Annotated in this window: 19 protein-coding genes; 6 read left to right on the top strand and 13 right to left on the bottom strand. The window is 68.9% G+C overall.

What is annotated here, in order from left to right; genetic code table 11:
- Position 1 precedes the first annotated feature (1 nt).
- Together BR07_RS0104150 and BR07_RS0104145 are read left to right on the top strand one after the other, a co-directional pair.
- Positions 2-1,198 carry a CaiB/BaiF CoA transferase family protein gene (locus tag BR07_RS0104150; protein WP_027504351.1) on the top strand — a complete coding sequence of 399 codons (1,197 nt, stop codon included), beginning with the start codon at positions 2-4 and terminating at the stop codon, positions 1,196-1,198.
- Positions 1,195-2,181, top strand: a complete 987-nt coding sequence (locus BR07_RS0104145; protein WP_027504350.1) for a 2-hydroxyacid dehydrogenase — start codon at positions 1,195-1,197, stop codon at positions 2,179-2,181. The genes BR07_RS0104150 and BR07_RS0104145 overlap by 4 nt, the downstream gene beginning before the upstream one ends.
- A gap of 3 nt (positions 2,182-2,184) precedes the next feature.
- Here the strand turns inward: BR07_RS0104145 and BR07_RS0104140 are convergent, their stop codons facing one another.
- The 11 genes from BR07_RS0104140 to BR07_RS0104090 all read right to left on the bottom strand — a co-directional run bounded on the left by BR07_RS0104140 (position 2,185) and on the right by BR07_RS0104090 (position 10,280).
- Positions 2,185-2,538 carry a hypothetical protein gene (locus BR07_RS0104140; RefSeq protein WP_027504349.1) on the bottom strand — a complete coding sequence of 118 codons (354 nt, stop codon included), beginning with the start codon at positions 2,536-2,538 and terminating at the stop codon, positions 2,185-2,187.
- Positions 2,535-2,888 carry a TetR/AcrR family transcriptional regulator gene (locus tag BR07_RS23230; RefSeq protein WP_051612997.1) on the bottom strand — a complete coding sequence of 118 codons (354 nt, stop codon included), beginning with the start codon at positions 2,886-2,888 and terminating at the stop codon, positions 2,535-2,537. The genes BR07_RS0104140 and BR07_RS23230 overlap by 4 nt, the downstream gene beginning before the upstream one ends.
- 18 nt (positions 2,889-2,906) lie before the next feature.
- Positions 2,907-3,968, bottom strand: a complete 1,062-nt coding sequence (locus BR07_RS0104130; RefSeq protein WP_027504348.1) for a threonine aldolase family protein — start codon at positions 3,966-3,968, stop codon at positions 2,907-2,909.
- A 28-nt stretch (positions 3,969-3,996) separates the two neighbouring features.
- Positions 3,997-5,067, bottom strand: a complete 1,071-nt coding sequence (locus BR07_RS23225; RefSeq protein WP_037184028.1) for an amidohydrolase family protein — start codon at positions 5,065-5,067, stop codon at positions 3,997-3,999.
- A 99-nt stretch (positions 5,068-5,166) separates the two neighbouring features.
- A complete protein-coding gene (locus tag BR07_RS0104120; protein ID WP_027504347.1) occupies positions 5,167-6,228 on the bottom strand; it encodes a hypothetical protein in 1,062 nt (353 codons plus the stop codon).
- Between the two features lie 83 nt (positions 6,229-6,311).
- Positions 6,312-6,521, bottom strand: coding sequence for a dodecin (locus tag BR07_RS0104115; RefSeq protein ID WP_027504346.1), 210 nt, complete (start codon positions 6,519-6,521; stop codon positions 6,312-6,314).
- Between the two features lie 289 nt (positions 6,522-6,810).
- Positions 6,811-7,371 carry a pentapeptide repeat-containing protein gene (locus BR07_RS0104110; RefSeq protein WP_231476201.1) on the bottom strand — a complete coding sequence of 187 codons (561 nt, stop codon included), beginning with the start codon at positions 7,369-7,371 and terminating at the stop codon, positions 6,811-6,813.
- A gap of 196 nt (positions 7,372-7,567) precedes the next feature.
- Positions 7,568-8,182 (bottom strand): FAS1-like dehydratase domain-containing protein, encoded by a 615-nt coding sequence (locus BR07_RS23220; protein WP_051612996.1) that lies wholly within the window; start codon positions 8,180-8,182, stop codon positions 7,568-7,570.
- Between the two features lie 252 nt (positions 8,183-8,434).
- A complete protein-coding gene (locus BR07_RS0104100; RefSeq protein WP_051612995.1) occupies positions 8,435-9,112 on the bottom strand; it encodes a hypothetical protein in 678 nt (225 codons plus the stop codon).
- A gap of 43 nt (positions 9,113-9,155) precedes the next feature.
- Positions 9,156-9,632 (bottom strand): VOC family protein, encoded by a 477-nt coding sequence (locus BR07_RS0104095; RefSeq protein WP_027504343.1) that lies wholly within the window; start codon positions 9,630-9,632, stop codon positions 9,156-9,158.
- Between the two features lie 75 nt (positions 9,633-9,707).
- Entirely contained in the window at positions 9,708-10,280 is a 573-nt protein-coding gene (locus BR07_RS0104090; RefSeq protein ID WP_027504342.1) for a TetR/AcrR family transcriptional regulator, read from the bottom strand.
- A 106-nt stretch (positions 10,281-10,386) separates the two neighbouring features.
- On the opposite strand from BR07_RS0104090, the gene BR07_RS0104085 reads away from it, so the two are divergent.
- Together BR07_RS0104085 and BR07_RS0104080 are read left to right on the top strand one after the other, a co-directional pair.
- The gene (locus tag BR07_RS0104085) at positions 10,387-11,523 is read left to right on the top strand and encodes an acyl-CoA dehydrogenase family protein (RefSeq protein WP_027504341.1); all 1,137 of its coding nucleotides are present in this window, start codon (positions 10,387-10,389) and stop codon (positions 11,521-11,523) included.
- Positions 11,524-11,587: 64 nt separating this feature from the next.
- On the top strand, positions 11,588-12,220 hold the full coding sequence (locus BR07_RS0104080; protein ID WP_027504340.1) for a DUF2461 domain-containing protein: 633 nt from the start codon (positions 11,588-11,590) through the stop codon (positions 12,218-12,220).
- Here BR07_RS0104080 and BR07_RS0104075 read toward each other — a convergent pair.
- A complete protein-coding gene (locus BR07_RS0104075; protein WP_037184496.1) occupies positions 12,205-13,887 on the bottom strand; it encodes a PucR family transcriptional regulator in 1,683 nt (560 codons plus the stop codon). The genes BR07_RS0104080 and BR07_RS0104075 overlap by 16 nt on opposite strands.
- Positions 13,888-14,027: 140 nt before the next feature.
- Between BR07_RS0104075 and pruA the strand changes: the two genes are divergently transcribed.
- Positions 14,028-15,665, top strand: coding sequence for an L-glutamate gamma-semialdehyde dehydrogenase (gene pruA, locus BR07_RS0104070; protein WP_027504338.1), 1,638 nt, complete (start codon positions 14,028-14,030; stop codon positions 15,663-15,665).
- Between the two features lie 3 nt (positions 15,666-15,668).
- Positions 15,669-16,682, top strand: coding sequence for a proline dehydrogenase family protein (locus BR07_RS0104065; protein WP_027504337.1), 1,014 nt, complete (start codon positions 15,669-15,671; stop codon positions 16,680-16,682).
- 376 nt (positions 16,683-17,058) lie between these two features.
- Here the strand turns inward: BR07_RS0104065 and BR07_RS0104055 are convergent, their stop codons facing one another.
- Positions 17,059-17,793: an anti-sigma factor gene (locus BR07_RS0104055; protein WP_051612994.1), complete on the bottom strand. Its 735-nt coding sequence runs from the start codon at positions 17,791-17,793 to the stop codon at positions 17,059-17,061.
- Positions 17,794-17,888: the final 95 nt, after the last annotated feature.

Here is a 17,888-nt window from a genome sequence, read left to right as displayed (position 1 = left end):
CATGTCGCTACCGCTGACCGGCATTCGAGTGCTGGAGCTCGGCAACTACATCGCCGCGCCGACCGCGGGACGCATGCTCGCGGACTTCGGCGCGGAGGTGATCAAGGTCGAGCGACCCGGCACCGGCGACGAGATCCGGAACTGGCGTCTCTATTCCGGTACCACGTCGATGTTGTACCGGACGATCAACCGCAACAAGAAGTCGATCGTGCTCGATCTGCGCACCGAGCAGGGGCGGCAGGACGTGCTGGATCTCGCCGCGCAGTGCGACATCGTGCTCGAGAACTTTCGGCCCGGCACTCTCGAGAAATGGGGACTCTCGCCGGAGCGGTTGAGCGAGAGGAACCCCGATCTCATCATCACCCGCATCTCCGCTTTCGGGCAGACCGGTCCGATGGCCGAGCGTCCGGGCTTCGCCGCCGTCGCCGAGGCCTACGGGGGATTTCGCAACCTCGTCGGCGACCCCGACCGACCACCGGTTCGCGTCGGAGTGTCGATCGGTGACTCCATCGCCGGCCTCTACGCCGCCTTCGGTTGTGTCATGGCTCTGTTCCGACGCCAGACCGCGTCGAGCGAGCTCTCGCTCGAGCAACGCTCGATCGACGTCGCGCTCAACGAGTCGATTCTGTCGATGATGGAATCGCTGGTACCCGACTACCTCGCCTACGGAGTGGAACGCGAGCGCACCGGTGGGCGGATGGAAGGCATCGCGCCCTCGAATGCGTACCCGTGCAACGACGGTCACTCGATCATCATCGCCGGCAACGGCGACGCCATCTTCCAGCGCTACATGGAGACGATCGGTCGGCCGGATCTCGGCGCGGATCCCGAGCTGTCTGCCAACGCCGGCCGCTGGCGACGTCGGGACGAACTGGACGCGGCCATCTCCGCCTGGACCATGCTGCACTCCCGCGACGAGGCGTTGGCGGTGCTCGATCGGGCCGGTGTGCCGTCGGGGCCCATCTACACGGCCGCCGACATCGTGCGGGATCCACAGTACCGAGCGCGCAACATGATTCAGACGTTCCCCGTGGACGTCGGTGGTGAGACTCCGGTGGACGTGGGTTTCGTCGGTGTGGTGCCCGTCATCGGCCACGCGTCCGTTCCCATCCGATCGCTCGGACCGGACCTCGGCGAGCACACCGCCGAAGTGCTGCGGGAACTGTTGGGACGCACCGAGAGCGAGCACGACGCATGACGCGGATCCTGGTCACCCTGCCGATTCCGGAACCGGGTATGGAGATTCTGCGCCGCGCCACCGACGTCGACGTTATCGCGCTCGATCACGTCGCGCTGGTGGAGCGATGCGCCTCCGGCGACTACGACGTGGTGGTGGCCCAGCTCCGGGACCGGTTCGACAGCGCACTGCTCGCCGGTGCGCGCCTGCGTGGGATCTCCAACTACGCGGTGGGTGTCGACAACATCGACGTCGGCGCCGCCACCGCCCGAGGCATCGTCGTCGGGAACACTCCGGGCGTCCTGACGGACTCCACGGCGGACATCGCTCTCCTGCTGATGCTGGCCACAGCGCGTCGGGCGCTCGAGGCGGACCGGACGGTGCGCGCCGGTGAGTTCACCGGATGGGCACCGGACCTGATGCTCGGCACGGACGTGTCCGGACGGGTGCTGGGACTGGCCGGATTCGGGCGCATCGCTCGCGCGACGGCGCGGCGCGCTCTCGGATTCGGTATGACGGTGCGGTTCTGCCCACGGCCCCCGTCCGACAGGCCCGTCGACGATGCGGAGCTCGACGAGTTCGGCGGTCGCGTCGAGCACGTCTCGTGGGACGAGTTGGTGGCGACGAGCGACTTCCTGTCCCTGCACGTTCCGCTGACCGAGGCGACGTACCACCTCGTCGATGCTCGGGTTCTCGGCGCGATGAAGACCTCCGCGATTCTGGTGAACACCGCGCGCGGGCCGGTGGTCGACGAGTCCGCTCTGGTGGAGGCGTTGCGGGACGGCGTGATCGCCGGTGCGGGGCTCGACGTCTACGAGGACGAACCGGCCACGGCACCCGGCCTGTCGGAGCTGGCCAACACCGTGCTGCTGCCGCATGTCGGGAGCGCGACGGTGTCGGTGCGGAGCGAGATGGCGCGTCTGTGCGCGGAGAACGCCGTCGCGATGGCCGCCGGCACGATGCCGCCCCACGCCGTCAATCCGGAGGCATGGGCGGACCTGTGAGAACTAGGTCGCGAGTGCGGCGTTGACCGCGTTCTCCGTTCGGGTCGGATCGTCCACCGTCAGGACGAGTCGATCGAACCGTCCGGTGCGGTCGAGCTCGATCACGATGTTGCGCACCGGGTCCCCGACGTTCCAGAACACTTTCTCGCCGTCACGATGGAAGGTGCCGGCGTACTTTCCCGGTATCGAGAGGCCCGGAGCCCTGATGCCCCTGGGCTCACGCCGTACACCGGTGTCGACGGTGGCGCCCTTCACCTCGGACAGCGGAATGTCGAGTCGGCGCGTGAAGCTCCAGAGCTTGTCGAGGCCGCGTGGTTCGACGACCAGTCGGCCGTCGACGATGGTCACGGTGTTCATGCTGTGCCCTTTCTCTCGATGCAGGCGCGCGTGAGTATCGCGTCGCCCAGTGCCCGTGCGTCGATGTTCTCGGCAACCAACTTCTCGCGGATCTCCTGCCTCACCGAGGGATCGGAGGGGGCCAGATCCATGAGAGCGACGAGAAGCAGAGGCATCGTGGAGTGCGTCGAGCGCAGTGCGGTGAGGAACAGTCCGCGCTTGCTTCCGAACGCGTTGTAGAGGCTCGCCCGTCGGATGCCGACGGCGTCGAGGATCTGATCGACGGACGCGCCGGTGTAACCGTGACGGACGAACGTGTCGACGGCGGCCGCGAGCACAGTGTCCGTGTCGAACTCGCGCGGTCTCGGCATGCACCCATTCTAGACTGATCAGTCAATAATGGCGAGCGCCCGCACGGCATCGACGAACGCGTCCACGTCGCGCGCAGTGTGCGCGAACGACGTCACGAGACGCACGACCCCCGGCTCCCACCGGTCGTCGTAGAACGTGAATCCGCGGTCGTGCAGTGCCTGTGTCAGAGCAGCGGGGAAGCGGAAGTAGGACATGTTCGCCGACGCGTCGCCCACGACTTCGATGCCCCCGATCTGTCGGAGCCCGTCTCGGAGCCGCGCGGCCATCGCGTTGGCGTTCCGCGCATGACGCATCCAGAGGTCGTTCTCCAGGTACGCGACCAGTTGCGCGCTCTGGAACCGCATCTTGGACGTCAGCTGGCCACCGCGCTTGTGTCGGAACGTCAGTTCGGTGGACAACGAGGGATCGAACGACACGATGGCCTCGGCGGTCATCGTGCCGTTCTTCGTCGCGCCGAAGGACAGGATGTCCACGCCTGCTCGCCAGGTCATCTCGGCCGGCGTGCACTCGAGGGCCACGAGCGCGTTGGCGAACCGGGCGCCGTCCATGTGCACGCGGAGTCCGGCATCGTGCGCGATGGTCGACACCTCACGCACCTCGTCGAGGGTGTGGACGCTGCCCGTCTCGGTGACCTGCGTGAGGCTCACCACCGACGGCTGGACACTGTGGACGTCGCCGCGTCGTCGCACGACCGCGGCGCGCAGTGCGGTGGGATCCATCGTCGAACGGGGGCCGTCCACGAGGACGATCTTGGCGCCGTCGGTGAAGAACTCCGGAGCGCCGGCCTCGTCGTTGGTGATGTGGCCGTCGGGATGGGTGAGGATGCTGCCCCACGGCGGTGTGCACGCGGCCAGCGCCAGTCCGTTGGCCGCCGAACCGGTTCCGACGACGAACACGTCGACGGGACGCTCGAAGACGTCTGCCATCAGCCTCGTGAGACGAGCGGACGTCGGATCGTTGCCGTACGGGGCTGCGAGCCCGGTCGATGCCTCCGCCATGGCCGCGAGAATCTCCGGCGCGGTGCCCGCGGCGTTGTCGCTGAGATATCCGGTGAGTGGGGCAGTGGTGCTCGTGGCCATACCCCCATGGTGGCAGAACCTCGACCGGCTACCGCAGCTCCGCCGCCAGCCGAGGGAGCAGCGCGAGGGGATTGGCGCGTTCCACCCGTGCCCGGCCGTCGCCGTCGAACACGTCGGACAGGCCGGGGGCCGGGTCGTCCGTGTCCGAGGCGGAGTAGGTGAGTCCGCTGAAGGGCCAGTCGGTTCCGAAGACGATGTGGTCGACGTCGGTCACCTCGAGCACCGATCGCAGCGACGACGCCGAGGCGGACAGTGCGGTGTCGTAGTGGAAGCGTCGCAGTGCACCCTCGAGGCCGAGCAGCGACACGGACGGGATCTGATCCGGTGCGACGGCGCGGGGCGCACCCAGCCGCGTGGCGAGGTACGGCAGGCAACCACCCGCGTGAGCGAGGACGAAGCGGATGTTCGGATACCGGTCGAGGGTGCCGGCCGCGATCATCTCGACCGCTGTACGTGTGGTCTCGAACGGGAACTCGAGGAGGAAGCTCGGAAGCGGCACTGGGGGAGCCGAACCCGCGGGGAGCTCGCCGGGGTGCACGAAGACGAGGGCGGACCGCGCGTCGAGCAACGCCATGATCGGCTCGAAGCGTGGGTCACCGAGGTAGATGCCGTCATACGACGACAGCAGTGCCACCCCGTCCATTCCCAGCACGTCCAGGCCGTACGCGATCTCGGCGAGGGACGCCGGCACGTCCGGAAGTGGCACGGTGACCAGGGAGCCGAAACGAGTGGGATGCAGTCGAACCTGGTCGGCCGCGTAGTCGTTGCAGGAGCGCGCGAGGCGCACCGCCTCGAGGCCGCGCACGAACCGCACTCCGGGGTCGGAGATCGAGAGCACCTGGGCCGCGATGCCGAACTCGTCCATGAACGCGAGAGCGGACTCCGGCGACCACGCGGGCAGCGGTAGGCCGCCCGGAACCAGAAGCCCGGCGCGCAGCACGGCCTCCCGATACATCGGCGGGATCATGTGCGCGTGTAGGTCCACTCGATACGCGCCTGTGGGAGCGGCCGAGGCCGTCGGTCCCGTGGCCGCGAGCAGCCCCGTGCCGAGCACGCCTCCGCCGATCAGAGTCTGCAGAGCCTGTCGTCGTGTCGCCATCGTCGTTCCCCCCGTGTGCGGAAGCCGTCCCCCCGGCTCCGCGGCAACGTAACAGGCGTCGGTGCCACTCCTGATGTTTTCATCGGACTTCAGGACCGGTCACGAGTCGACGTGGTCCTGCGTGTCGTCCAGTCGGCCGGCAGCTGCGCGTCGACGAAGGACCTCGCGGTGTCCGAACGTCGCACGGAGAATCTGCTCCCGGTCGGCCACGGTGCTGCCGACGGCGCCCGCCACGGTGCCGAGTGATGCCGAGAGCCAGGCCAGGCGAACGTAATCGGAGAGGTTCGCCGCACGCCCGATCTGTTCGGACAGGAACGACGGAGAGATCACCACCGCGGCCGCCGCGCCGACCACCGCGAACAGGACCGCGTACATGACGGCCACCCCGGACACGACCGTACCGAGGGTGGCGAGGTTGTACATCGTGCGATCGAACCCACGCTCGCGTCGAGCGCGCCTCTCCCACAGTCCGTTCGGCACGGTGAGCCATGTCGTCACGGCCACGAGGGCGGTGGCGGACACCGCTGACAGACGCACGATCGACATCGACGCCGCCATCTGCCAGATGCTCGAGTAGAAGAGGCCGAACGCGGACGTCGCGGTCGCCGCGGCCAGTGCGCCCGACAGTGTCGGTATCAACCGCCACGGTCGGTTGGTGCGGATCATGCCCGCGACCACTCGCGCTCGTCCCGCCAGGGCGGGCGCCACCAGGGCGTCGTGGCCGGAGACGGTGGACCAGTGCGCGAGACCCGTGGCGGGATCGGGCCTGTCGACACCGGTGGCGTCGCGTAGCGCTTCCAGCGCGGCCAGCGTGACGGCGCGCGCCCGCGGCGCGACTCGGTGGGTCCCGAACGACGGAACGTAGACGACCACCATCGACGGCCCGACGATCTCGGCGAGTACGGGGCGGGACCGCACGCGCCGCGGTATTTCGGACACGCACACGGTGAGGATGTCCTCGCTGCCCCCGGTATGGCCGAGCAGGGACGCCCAGGTGTCCAGGTCGGGGCTGCCGCTCTGTACCGGTGGCAACGGGATCGCGACCTGGTCGACGGTGAGCACGTCGCCGTCGCGCGTGGCCGATCCGTCGAGATAGGCCGCGACGGAGTCGGCGACGGCGGCGGCGAAGCCGGGATCGGACGCGACTCTGACGACGGGCATCCTGGTCGGCTACCCGTCGTGCTCGATCGGAAACGGGCACGGGGGCCGCCGCGTTCCCGCCGAGTCGTCGCCCGCCCGATCGCTCAGTCGTCGAGCTTGAAGCCGACCTTCAGCGTCACCTGGAAGTGCGCGACCGCGCCGTTCTCGATGTGTCCGCGGGTCTCGGTGACCTCGAACCAGTCGAGCTCCCGCAGTGTGCTGCTCGCGCGGGAGATGGCCTTGCGGATGGCGTCGTCGACACCCTCCGTCGAGGTTCCTACGATCTCGGTGACGCGGTAGACGTTGTCGCTCATGGTGTGCCCTTCACTCGGTGACAGTTCCCCGTCATCGTGCGTCCTCGGGTGTCGTCCGGTCCAGGGTTCCGATCATCGCGGTTCGACGCGGTCGAGCACCTGTGTCCGTTTCGGAAGTGGGTGGCTCGGGTAGAAGACGTGCGGCGGCAGCGGCGGCGCGTGCGTCGGCGTGGACGCCCGGTGAGGTTGAGACCACAGCCTGCCGATGGAACGGCCTTCCCGCACGGACCACGCGGGCGGGGAGGCCGTTTCCGTCTTCTATTCGGAGTCGGGCGGAGGTCGGATCTACTCAGTCCGAGACGGTGAGACCGTGCGCGTGCACGTAGGCGAGTGCCTGGACCGTGTCGATGCGGGCTCCGTCGAGCACGGCCGACGTCCAGAACGTGGCATCGGCGATGCTGCCCCGCAGATCCGCATCGTTCAACCGGAGCCCGGAGGTGCGGGCACCGCCGAAGTCGACACCGCGCAGAGTGGCCTTGCGGAGATCGGTCCCGACGAGGTTGGCGTCACGCAGGCGCGCCCCGGTGAGGTCGAGTCCGCGGAGGTCGAGACCGCCGAGCGAGGTGAGCATGAGGTCGACCTCGTCGAAGACCGCGGGCGTGATGCGCGAGTCCGCGATGGCGGAACCGAGGAACGATGTGCTGCGAAAAGTGCTGTGCCACAATCGGCTCCGCCGGAACTCGCAGTTGCGGAAGGCCGACCCGATGTGCGTCGAGTCCGTCAGATCCACGCCGGAGAAGTCGCAGTCGGTGAAGACGACACCGTGGGTGGTCAGACCGCCGAGGTCCGCGTCGATGAAGCTGCAGGACGTGTACGAACGCCTGTCCCACCGCTGGCCGTGTGCGTCGATCTCGTTGTAGTTCTCGTCCTCGAACGACCGGTCGGCGAATTCGTCCTCCACACGGGGGACTCTAGTGGGAGGGCCGGAGGCCGGTCGGGGTGTGGCGGGAGGGCCGGAGGCCGGTCGGGGTGTGGCGGGAGGGCCGGAGGCCGGTCGGGGTGTGGCGGGAAGGCCGGGGTCGGTCGGAATGCAGGCGGTCAGGCGGTCAGGCGGTCGGGCGGGCGGTGGGGCCCATCCGCGGCACGCTGGCGGGGAGCACGGCGTCGACGAGAGCCGCCGCTCGCGGGTCCACGTCGGCATCGGTCCGGGCGATGAACGTCGTGGTGCTGGTGCACACGTCCTCGCCGTGCGACGTCAGATGGTTCTGGACCACCAGGATGTCGTTGCCCGCGAACTGGCGGATCGACAGCACCTGGAGAGTGGACACCAGCTGATCTCCCTGCATGACCGGGCGATGCAGAACGAAGCTCTGATCGGTCTGCATGACTGCCGTGATCTCGTACTCCACGAGGATGTGCGCGAAGAGATAGTCGATGGCGATGGATCCGACGACGCTCACGAAGGTCGCGGGCGCGACGAGTCCCTCGTATCCCAACTCGGCCGCAGCGGCCTCCTTGTGGTGCGCCGGATGTTCGTTCTGGATGGCGCGGGAGAGTTCGCGGATCTTCTCGCGGCCGACCTCGTAGTAGTCGGGGATGACGTAGGCGTGTCCGACCAGGCGGGAGCTGCGTTCGAACCGGTGATCGGGCTCGTGCGGAACGAGCGGGCGAGTCTCGTGAGCACCTGTCACGGAGTCGTCGGTCACCGAATTGCTGGTCACGTGGAGCCTTCCCCTGGGACGCGCCCACCCCCATCGGCGCACGCGTATGTGAACAAATCCTACTTCGCGTGTGAATATCCACAAATGCGGCAGTCGAACCCCGTCGGTCGGGTGCGCGGGTGCGTGGTCGCCGCCGGCGTGCACGGGTTTCGTGAGGGGCACACCCTGTGCCGCGTGTCGACAGGGGTGTGGCGCGCTGAGTGGGGTGTGGGCGCGAGATCGGTCAGGGAACCTGAGTCGGTCGCATTCCGGTCAGGTGTCGGACCGGCCGCGTCGACTGTCGAGGTAGGCCCTCGCCCTGAGGGACCGCAGCCATTCCGGACCGGGCCGGACACTGTCGGGAGTGCGCCGGATCGGGTCGAACGACAGGTCGCCACCGGACTGGTCGACCGAGCCGAGCGTCAGTTCGGCCAGCGGGACGTACGCCCCGGTGCCCTCGGCCTGCTCGAACTCGAAGACCAGCGGCCTCGCACGTACAGCGTCGACGATGGAGTCCAGGGTGGGCAGCGGCGGCGCGGCGACGGCCCGCGCGCGGACCCACCACTGACCACCCTCGAACTGCAGCGGCATCAGCGTCGAGAAGGAGGCCGTCTCGAACGCGAGCACCGGGAGCGGAACGCACCGCGTCACGACCTCCCGCCCGGCGCTGGCAAGGAGGATGTCCCAGGCACCGTCGGCCCGGTCGGTCGGCGGGAGACGCAACGCGAGACCCGCGACGTCGGGAACCCGTCGGGGCAGCCCGAGCGCGGTGGACAGGCGCACCGTCACCTCGCACGTGCCCACAGGCAGTCCGGCGTCGCCCTCGGCGGTACGGCGCAGTGTGCCCGTCAGAACCTTCCCGTGGGGATGGAACAGCTTGGCGTGGCGCAGCGCCGACCCCAGCCCGAACGGCAGGGCGAGCGCGCGCACGGGCATCGACGTCTCGTTCACGCTCGGGGATTGCCCGGTGTGTGACGTGAGGAAACGTCGCCGCTCAGGCTCCGTCGTGGGCCTTCTGCAGGTCGGCGACCACGATCTTCGACATCGACAGCATGGCTTGCACGACGCGCTGGGACGCCGCCGGATCCGGGGTGCTCATCAGCTGCATCAGCTGGACCGGGACGATCTGCCAGGAGACCCCGAACTTGTCCTTGCACCAGGCGCACCGGCCCTCGGATCCACCGTCGGACGTGAGCGCGTTCCAGTAGCGGTCGACCTCTTCCTGCCCGTCGCAGCTGACAGCCATGGAGATCGCTTCGGTGAACGGGAACTGTGGCCCCCCGTTCAGGGCGTTGAATCGCTGACCGAAGAGCTCGAAGTCGACCATCATCGCGCGGCCCGGGGCGCCGGGTCCACCGTCCCCGTAGCGGCTGACGTTCAGTATCGCTCCCGTGCCGAACGTCGAGAGGTAGAACTCCGCGGCCTCCTCGGCCCGGTCGTCGAACCACAGTGTGGGGGTGATCTTCTGCATCGTGAGGTCCTTCGTCTTCGGATGGCGGAGCGAACTCGACCCGTCAGCCGTGTCGACTCCGGCCGACGGCGAAAGTCATCGCGCGATGCCGGCAGTCAGCAGTGTGGCCAGCTCCCGGTAGGCGGCGGCGTCGTCCAGACCCGTGCGACGGGCGAGGGCACGGCTCTGGATCGAGACCATCACCGACGCGGCGACGTCGGCGACGAACGCGGCGTGGACGTCCCGCACGTCGCCGGCGCGGACCCCGTCGTCGATGATGCCGCGGACTCGCTCGGCCGCGATGGCGGTGTTGCGTTCGTAGACGAGCCTCGACGGCTCGAAGTCGGCGAGGTCGGTCATGAACCGTTCCGACGCCGGCGCGAGTGCTTCACCGACCGCGCCCAGATACGCCGCGAGGCGCTCGCGGGTGCCCGTCGCGGCGTCGGAGGCCGCGTCCACGCGGACCGCTGCCGAGGTGAAGAAGTGCACCGCGGCGGAGCGGACGAGGTCGTCCTTGCTCGCGGCGAGGGTGTACAGCGTGCTCTTCGAGCACCGAAGGCGGGCGGCGATGCCGTCGAGAGTGAGGTGCGCGAAGCCTTCGGCCAGGAACAGGGCCACTACGGAATCGAAGAGCTGCGCGCGCCGCGCCGTCGCGTGAGCTGCTGTCATGGTGAGCGACAGTACTGCAGAACGCCATGCAGTACTGTCGTAGTACTGAGGGGCCCGCTGCAGTACTGGTGCCGCCTCATCCGATCCGCGACCGAGACGAGGACCCATGGCTGTCGAACGACTGCTGCCGAACGACGACGCACGTGACCTTCTCCAGTTGACCCGCGACATCGCGGACAAGGTCCTCGACCCCATCGTCGACGAACACGAGGAGGCCGAGACCTATCCCGACGGCGTCTTCGCCACGCTCGGCGAGGCGGGGCTGCTCAGCCTGCCGTATCCGGAGGAGTGGGGCGGCGGCGGTCAGTCCTACGAGGTCTATCTGCAGGTGCTCGAGGAACTGGCGTCGCGCTGGGCCGCGGTGGCCGTCGCCGTGAGCGTGCACGGGCTCTCGTGCCACCCGCTGATGTCCTTCGGGTCGGAGGACCAGAAGTCGCGGTGGCTGCCGGACATGCTCGGTGGGCGCACGATCGGCGCCTACAGCCTCTCGGAGCCACAGGCCGGCAGCGACGCGGCCGCCCTCTCCTGCAAGGCCGTGGCCGGTCCGGACGGGTACACCGTCACCGGGTCGAAGGCCTGGATCACGCACGGCGGCAAGGCGGACTTCTACACGCTCTTCGCGCGCACCGGCGAGGGCTCGCGGGGCATCTCCTGCTTCCTCGTGCCCGCCGACCTCGAGGGGCTCTCCTTCGGAGCTCCGGAGGAGAAGATGGGGCTGCACGCGATACCCACGACGGCCGCCCACTACGACGGCGCGGTGCTGTCGGCCGATCGCCGCATCGGCGAGGAGGGGCAGGGGCTCGGCATCGCGTTCAGTGCCCTCGACGCCGGGAGGCTGGGCATCGCCGCCGTCGCCGTCGGCATCGCCCAGGCCGCGCTCGACGATGCCGTGGCCTATGCGCAGGAGCGAACGACGTTCGGCCGCAAGATCATCGATCATCAAGGGCTCGGGTTCGTGCTGGCCGACATGGCAGCGGCGGTGGACTCGGCCCGGGCGACGTACATCGACGCGGCACGCCGCAAGGATGCCGGACTGCCGTTCTCACGTCAGGCCTCCGTGGCCAAGCTCGTGGCGACGGACGCGGCGATGAAGGTGACGACCGACGGCGTGCAGGTGTTCGGAGGCTACGGGTACACCCGAGACTTCCGGGTCGAGCGGTACATGCGCGACGCCAAGATCACGCAGATCTTCGAGGGCACCAACCAGATCCAGCGTCTGGTGATCAGCCGGTCGCTGGCCTGACCCCCGTGCGCACTATGCGCATCCAGCGGTACGCACAGGGCGCACGGGGCGATAGCCTCCCGCTATGAGCTCGTTCACCGGAATCCCGGAGGCCGCCCTCGATTTCTACGAGGATCTCGAGGTCGACAACAGCAAGACCTGGTGGGCCGAACACAAGCACGTCTACGACGAATCGGTCCGCGCGCCCATGACCGCGCTCACGGAGGTACTGGCCGAGGAGTTCGGAACGGCCAAGCTCTTCCGGCCGCACCGCGACGTCCGCTTCTCCAAGGACAAGGTGCCGTACAAGACGCACCAGGGTGCCTACGTGCAGGTGGCCCCGTCCACGGGGTGGTACGTGCAGGTCGACGCCTCCGGCCTCATGGTCGCCGGCGGGTTCTACGCGTCCACGTCCGACTCCATCGCCCAGTTCCGCGCCGTCGTCGACGACGAGGTCCGCGGGTCGGAGCTCGCGCGAATCGTGGCCGATCTCGAGAGCCGCGGCTACGACCGCGGCGGTGACCGGCTGAAGACCTCGCCGCGCGGCTACGACGCGGATCATCCCCGCATCGATCTGCTGCGCCACAAGTCCCTGACGGCAGGACGGTCCTTCGGCTGCCCGCCGTGGCTCGACACACCGGAGTGCGCCGATCACATCCGTGCCGCCTGGCGTGATCTCACACCACTTCTCGAATGGTGCCGTCAGGTACTGGCCTGACGTGCCAGCACGGCCAACTGGAGTTCCATCAGCAGTCGCGCAGCGGGATCCGACAGGTCCGTCCCGGTGATCTCCTCGGCCCGTCGGACCCGATAGCGCAACGTGTTCGGGTGCACGTGCAGGTCGGCCGCGGCCCGGCGCACATCGGACGGGTGCCGCAGATACGTCGCGATGCTCTCGCGTAGCGACGAGGACGTGCGTGCGTCGTACTCGACGAGCGCCGCCATGCGCGGATCGTGCAGCGAGGGGTGCGCGAGGAGCAGATCGACGATCTCACCGAGCAGCACGGACGTCCGCGAATCGGCGAGTGTGGTCACCCTGTCGTCTGCTCCGGCGGTCCCGTCCAGGACGCGATCGACCTCGCGGCGAGCGGCGGCGACCTCGGACAGGGCGGCCACCGGCGATGCCACCGCGGCCCGCAACCGGATCCCCGTGCGTGCCTCGATGCCCTCGAGCAACCGGCGAGTCCACGACGGCACCGAGGTCTCCGCGCGGGTCCGTGGGACGAGGACGTAGATGCGGTCGCCGAGAGTGGTGACCAAGGACAGTCGGTGAAAGGAACTGGCGTGCAGTCGGATCGCGCCGGACAGATCGGCCATCGTGGCCGACGAGGGGGCATCGGGCGCGGCGCCGTCCAGCGCGGCGAGACCGATCACCGCCGCCGGCCCGTCCGTCGGGATGGACAGCGCCGCGGCGAGTGAGGGCACGTCGACCCCACCGCCACGAGCGCCGAGCAGTCGCTGGATCTGCACCGCCTCGTTCGTGGGTGCCTCGAGGATGCGCGTGATCAACCGTGCCGCCACCGCGGCCGCGCCCTGCAGCACGCTCGGAGCATCGTCGGTGAGCGGTCGACGACCTTCCTGGATCCACAGCGTGCCGACCAGTCGTGGTGTGCCCGAACCATCCTGCGTGGCAGTCGTTCTGATACCGGCGACCAGTCGCCGTCGGATACCCAGATCGGAGTGCGCCGGCACCTCGACGACCTCGTCGGAACGGCGGACCGCGTCGTACACACCCCACTGCTCGAGTCGCCGGAGATACTCCGCGGGGCCCTCTCGTCCGAGAATGGACAGGGTCCGCAGCTCGTCCGCCTGATCGTCCGACGCCGAGTACGCCAACACGTGCGACCGCTGGTCCTCGATGCTCACCATCCCGCGCGTGAGCACCGCGACGGTGTGCGCCAGCCCGAAGAGATCGGTGTCCGCGCCCACCAGTCCCGCCAGTTCGGACGGTTCCGCGGACGACGGTGGAGGTGTGGTGATCGACGGCGAGGAATGGTCGAGCACGCCGCGCACCATCGACAGGAGGCGGTCCCAGCGGGTCTGCGTGTGCACCGCGACGAGAGCGACGCCGGCCGTGCGAGCCGCGTGCTGCATCAGCGTGGACGAGGCGGCGATCTTCGACATCACCGCGGTGGGTCGAAGGTCGCTGCTCCGCGTCGCCAGGTCGTCGAACCACGCAACGGCGTCCGCTTCCCGCACACCCGCCAGCAGATAGAGGTCCGCCGCGGCGGCGGTCGTGTAGAGCTCGGCGGCCAGATCGTCGGCGTCGACGAGCGTCACCGACCCGATCGGCACGTCCGACCCTGCCGGTGCCACGAGCACCTCGACGAAGGCGGAGTGCAGCGCACGCACGATCGAGTCGAGGGTCGACGAGGTGCGGGTCATGCCGTGCACTCTAGGTGTCCTTCATCCGATCGGACAGGGGTCGGTGTGTTTCTTTGGACGCTGGGCCGAATATCGAGGATGCCGCGTCCGCTTGGCTGAACCCACCGACCCGGCACGAAGACCCGACACCGAGGACCGACATGGACGCCGTCACCGCAGTACCCACCCCCCTGAACGAGCCGGTGCACACGTACGCACCCGGCAGCGCCGAGCGAGCGCGGCTCACGCACCATCTGGATCGACTCGCCGCCACGCCCACCGAGATCACCCAGGTCATCGGTGGAGACCACCGCGACGCGACGGGCCCACGCGAGCACGTCGTGCAACCGCATCGGCACGCGTCCGTCATCGGATCGTTCGCGAATGCCACCCACCAGGACGTGCGCGACGCAATCGACGCGGCGACCGCCGCCGCACCTGCGTGGCGATCGCTGCCCTTCGACGAGCGCGCCGCAGTCTTCCTCCGCGCCGCCGATCTCCTCGCCGGGCCGTGGCGCGAGACCATCGCGGCTGCCACCATGCTGGGGCAGTCGAAGAGCGCGTACCAGGCCGAGATCGACGCACCCTGCGAGCTGATCGACTTCTGGCGCTTCAACGTCTCGTTCGCCCGACAGATCATGGCCGAACAACCGATCTCCGCGCCCGGCGTCTGGAACCGCGTCGAATACCGCCCCCTCGAGGGCTTCGTCTACGCCATCACCCCGTTCAACTTCACCGCCATCGCGGGAAACCTCCCCACGGCGCCGGCGCTCATGGGCAACACCGTGCTGTGGAAGCCGTCGCCCACCCAGGCCGTCGCCGCGTACCTGACGATGCAGCTTCTCGAGGCCGCCGGACTGCCCCCCGGCGTCATCAACCTCGTGCTCGGTGACGGACCCCTCGTCTCCGAGGTCGCACTCGCCGATCGTCGTCTCGCCGGCATCCACTTCACCGGCTCCACACCGACGTTCCAGCGGCTGTGGCGCGAGGTGGGCGAGAACATCGCCGGCTACGACACCTACCCGCGACTGGTCGGTGAGACCGGTGGCAAGGACTTCGTCGTCGCCCACAGTTCCGCCGACCCGGACGTGCTCACCACGGCGCTGATCCGCGGTGCCTTCGACTTCCAGGGTCAGAAGTGCTCCGCGGCGTCGAGGGCCTTCGTGCCGTCGTCGGTGTGGAAGAGGATGGGGGACACGCTCGTCGACACCGCGTCGTCGCTGCGTTACGGCGACGTCACCGATCTGTCGAACTTCGGTGGGGCGGTCATCGACCGGAAGGCCTTCGACCGCAACGCGGCTGCACTCGAGCGCGCGAAGTCCACCCCGGGCATCACCATCGCCGCCGGCGGCACCTGCGACGATTCCGTCGGCTACTTCGTGGACCCGACGATCCTGCTCGGTGACGACGCGGGCGACGAGGCGTTCCACACCGAGTACTTCGGCCCGATCCTCGCCGTGCACGTCTACGACGACTCGAAGCCCGGTGCGTTCGAGAACACGCTCGCCATGGTCGACAGCGGGTCGAAGTACGCCCTGACCGGATCGATCATCGCCGACGATCGCGCCGCCGTCACGCAGGCCACCGAGGCCCTGCGCTTCGCCGCCGGCAACTTCTACGTCAACGACAAGCCGACCGGCGCCGTCGTCGGACAGCAGCCGTTCGGCGGTGCTCGCGCGTCGGGCACCAACGACAAGGCCGGATCACCGCAGAACCTGCTCCGGTGGGCCTCCGCGCGCACCATCAAGGAGACTTTCGTGCCGGCCGTGGACCACACCTACCCTCACCAGGGAATCTGACCGATGGCCACCAACCCGCTCCGCCCCGTCCTGCTCGCCGCCGGGCGATCGCGCCGCCTCGAACGCGTCGTCGCGCGGTCCGTCCTGACCAGGTCGCTCGTCGAACGCTTCATCGCCGGGAGCACCGAACCGGAGGTGGTCGGTGCCGTCGCCGACCTGCTCGGGTCCGGCCGCGTCGTCAGCGTCGATCACCTGGGTGAGGACACCACCGACGCGGCGCAGGCCACCGCGACCGTCGACGCGTATCTGTCCCTACTGCAGGCATACTCACGCCTCCACACCCCACAGCCTCCGGCCTTCCCGTCCAATTCCGGCCGGCCTCCGGCCTTTTCGTCCAATTCCGGCCGGCCTCCGGCCTTCCCGCTGGAGATCTCGCTGAAGCTCTCGGCGCTAGGACAGTCGCTCCCCGACGACGGCCACGCCGTGGCCCTCGCCAACGCCCACAAGGTGTGCGCCGCCGCGGACGCCGCGGGAGTGTGGGTCACCGTCGACGCCGAGGACCACACCACCACCGACTCGACTCTCGCGATCGTGCGGGAGCTCCGCAAGGACTTCCCGACTCTCGGCACCGTCCTGCAGGCGTACCTGCACCGCACCGAACAGGACTGCCGCGAGCTCTCCGGTCCCGGATCGCGAATCCGGTTGTGCAAGGGCGCATATCGCGAACCGGCCAGTGTGGCCTTCCAGAAGAAGGCGGACGTGGACGCCTCGTACGAGCGGTGCCTGCGGGTGCTCATGGAGGGGGAGGGCTACCCCATGGTGGCGTCCCACGATCCCCGCATGATCGAGGCGGCGCGACGAGACGCGGCCGAACTGGGACGTGGACCGGACGACATGGAGTACCAGATGCTCTACGGCATCCGCGACGGTGAGCAGACACGCCTGGTGTCGGAGGGGTACCGCGTCCGCGTGTACGTGCCCTTCGGTACGCAATGGTACGGATACTTCATGCGGCGGTTGGCGGAGCGTCCGGCGAACCTGACGTTCTTCCTCCGGTCACTGCTGACCCGCTCCTGACCCCTCGCCGCGCGCGCGATTCGCGCGTCCGTCGAAACTCCCGTCCCGGCACCCCTCGCCGAGGGCGGGAGTGAAGACGGTGTCACCGCAGGTGCGGCAGTGGTGCGTGCGATGGTGACCGATGCCGCACGAGCACGACCTGGCTCCCACGAGAACCGAACGCGCTTGCAGCACATGACCGTTACCGCAGGTGGCCGGTGCCTCCTCGTGCCAGACCCCGTTCATCAGGTGCAGTCGGCGCCGACGGTTCATCACGGACGTCTCCTCGGTAATCACACGTCACGAGGGAAGGTCTGACGTCGGGTGGTGCAGTGACACCCACCCTACACGGGTGTCGAACACATGTTCGACTCCGGTGGATCCGATCCGGGACGGATCAGACGAGCGCGACGCGCGCCACGGCGCCCGAGGTGGGGAACGGTGATCCGCCCGCGGGTTCCACGGTCACCGAGAGTGCGGTGGCGCCGTCGACGGGCACGGATGCAGGCTGGGAGAGGTCGTCGGCATCCATCGTCCCGACGGACACGGGCGAGCCCTCGATGAGCCAGACCTGGTAGACCGATCCGGCGGGAGGTGCTGCGACATCCGTCATGCGGAGCACGGCGCGCTCGTCACCGGGGGTGTACTGCACGCTCATGGTGCCGCCTCCGGCCACCGGGGATTCGAGCGGTGCCGCGACGGTCGCGGTGGGAGCCGACGGAGTCGCGTTCTGCTGCACGGCCACCGCCCCGCCCACACCGACGACCACCGCAGCGGCGGCCGCCATCGCGGCGATGCGCCATCCGCGTCGGCGGCTGGGACGAAGGGGGAGGACTGTCGCGCCGTCGGGGTCGACCTGCGCCGTGTCCTCCACGGCCCCCAGGATGCGGACCCGGAGATCGGCGGGGGCGGGAGTGCGTGTCGCGTCCGACGTCACGGCCATCGTCTCGCGGACGTCACGCACGATCGCGTCGAACCTCCGCCTGGTGTGGGCGTCCGTGTCGTCGAGGCGAGTCATGGTCTCGTACTGCTCCGAGGCTGCCATGGCGTCGAGGGCACACAGGTACGCGAGCTCGAGAAGGTCCCGATCCGGCAGCTGCACGGGTCGTTCGGGCGAACCGTGATCGCTCATCTCGGGCTGCCTCCATGCGTGTGGTCGGTGGGTCAGTAAGAGTGGGCGAAAAGTACCCCCGTCACATCCACGGCCGTGCTCTCCTGGCTGATACA

The sequence above is a fragment of the Rhodococcus sp. UNC23MFCrub1.1 genome (assembly GCF_000686025.1).
In the GTDB taxonomy this organism is placed as follows: domain Bacteria; phylum Actinomycetota; class Actinomycetes; order Mycobacteriales; family Mycobacteriaceae; genus Rhodococcoides.
Note: the sequence above shows the minus strand (reverse complement) of the source record. Positions and strands in the feature narration are given on the sequence as shown.

Coding starts and splice junctions, on each gene's coding strand:
- BR07_RS0104150 (WP_027504351.1), top strand. CDS start 2: ATGTCGCTACCGCTGACCGGCATTCGAGTGCTGGAGCTCGGCAACTAC.
- BR07_RS0104145 (WP_027504350.1), top strand. CDS start 1,195: ATGACGCGGATCCTGGTCACCCTGCCGATTCCGGAACCGGGTATGGAG.
- BR07_RS0104140 (WP_027504349.1), bottom strand. CDS start 2,538: ATGAACACCGTGACCATCGTCGACGGCCGACTGGTCGTCGAACCACGC.
- BR07_RS23230 (WP_051612997.1), bottom strand. CDS start 2,888: ATGCCGAGACCGCGCGAGTTCGACACGGACACTGTGCTCGCGGCCGCC.
- BR07_RS0104130 (WP_027504348.1), bottom strand. CDS start 3,968: ATGGCCACGAGCACCACTGCCCCACTCACCGGATATCTCAGCGACAAC.
- BR07_RS23225 (WP_037184028.1), bottom strand. CDS start 5,067: ATGGCGACACGACGACAGGCTCTGCAGACTCTGATCGGCGGAGGCGTG.
- BR07_RS0104120 (WP_027504347.1), bottom strand. CDS start 6,228: ATGCCCGTCGTCAGAGTCGCGTCCGATCCCGGCTTCGCCGCCGCCGTC.
- BR07_RS0104115 (WP_027504346.1), bottom strand. CDS start 6,521: ATGAGCGACAACGTCTACCGCGTCACCGAGATCGTAGGAACCTCGACG.
- BR07_RS0104095 (WP_027504343.1), bottom strand. CDS start 9,632: ATGCAGAAGATCACCCCCACACTGTGGTTCGACGACCGGGCCGAGGAG.
- BR07_RS0104090 (WP_027504342.1), bottom strand. CDS start 10,280: ATGACAGCAGCTCACGCGACGGCGCGGCGCGCGCAGCTCTTCGATTCC.
- BR07_RS0104085 (WP_027504341.1), top strand. CDS start 10,387: ATGGCTGTCGAACGACTGCTGCCGAACGACGACGCACGTGACCTTCTC.
- BR07_RS0104080 (WP_027504340.1), top strand. CDS start 11,588: ATGAGCTCGTTCACCGGAATCCCGGAGGCCGCCCTCGATTTCTACGAG.
- BR07_RS0104075 (WP_037184496.1), bottom strand. CDS start 13,887: ATGACCCGCACCTCGTCGACCCTCGACTCGATCGTGCGTGCGCTGCAC.
- pruA (WP_027504338.1), top strand. CDS start 14,028: ATGGACGCCGTCACCGCAGTACCCACCCCCCTGAACGAGCCGGTGCAC.
- BR07_RS0104065 (WP_027504337.1), top strand. CDS start 15,669: ATGGCCACCAACCCGCTCCGCCCCGTCCTGCTCGCCGCCGGGCGATCG.
- BR07_RS0104055 (WP_051612994.1), bottom strand. CDS start 17,793: ATGAGCGATCACGGTTCGCCCGAACGACCCGTGCAGCTGCCGGATCGG.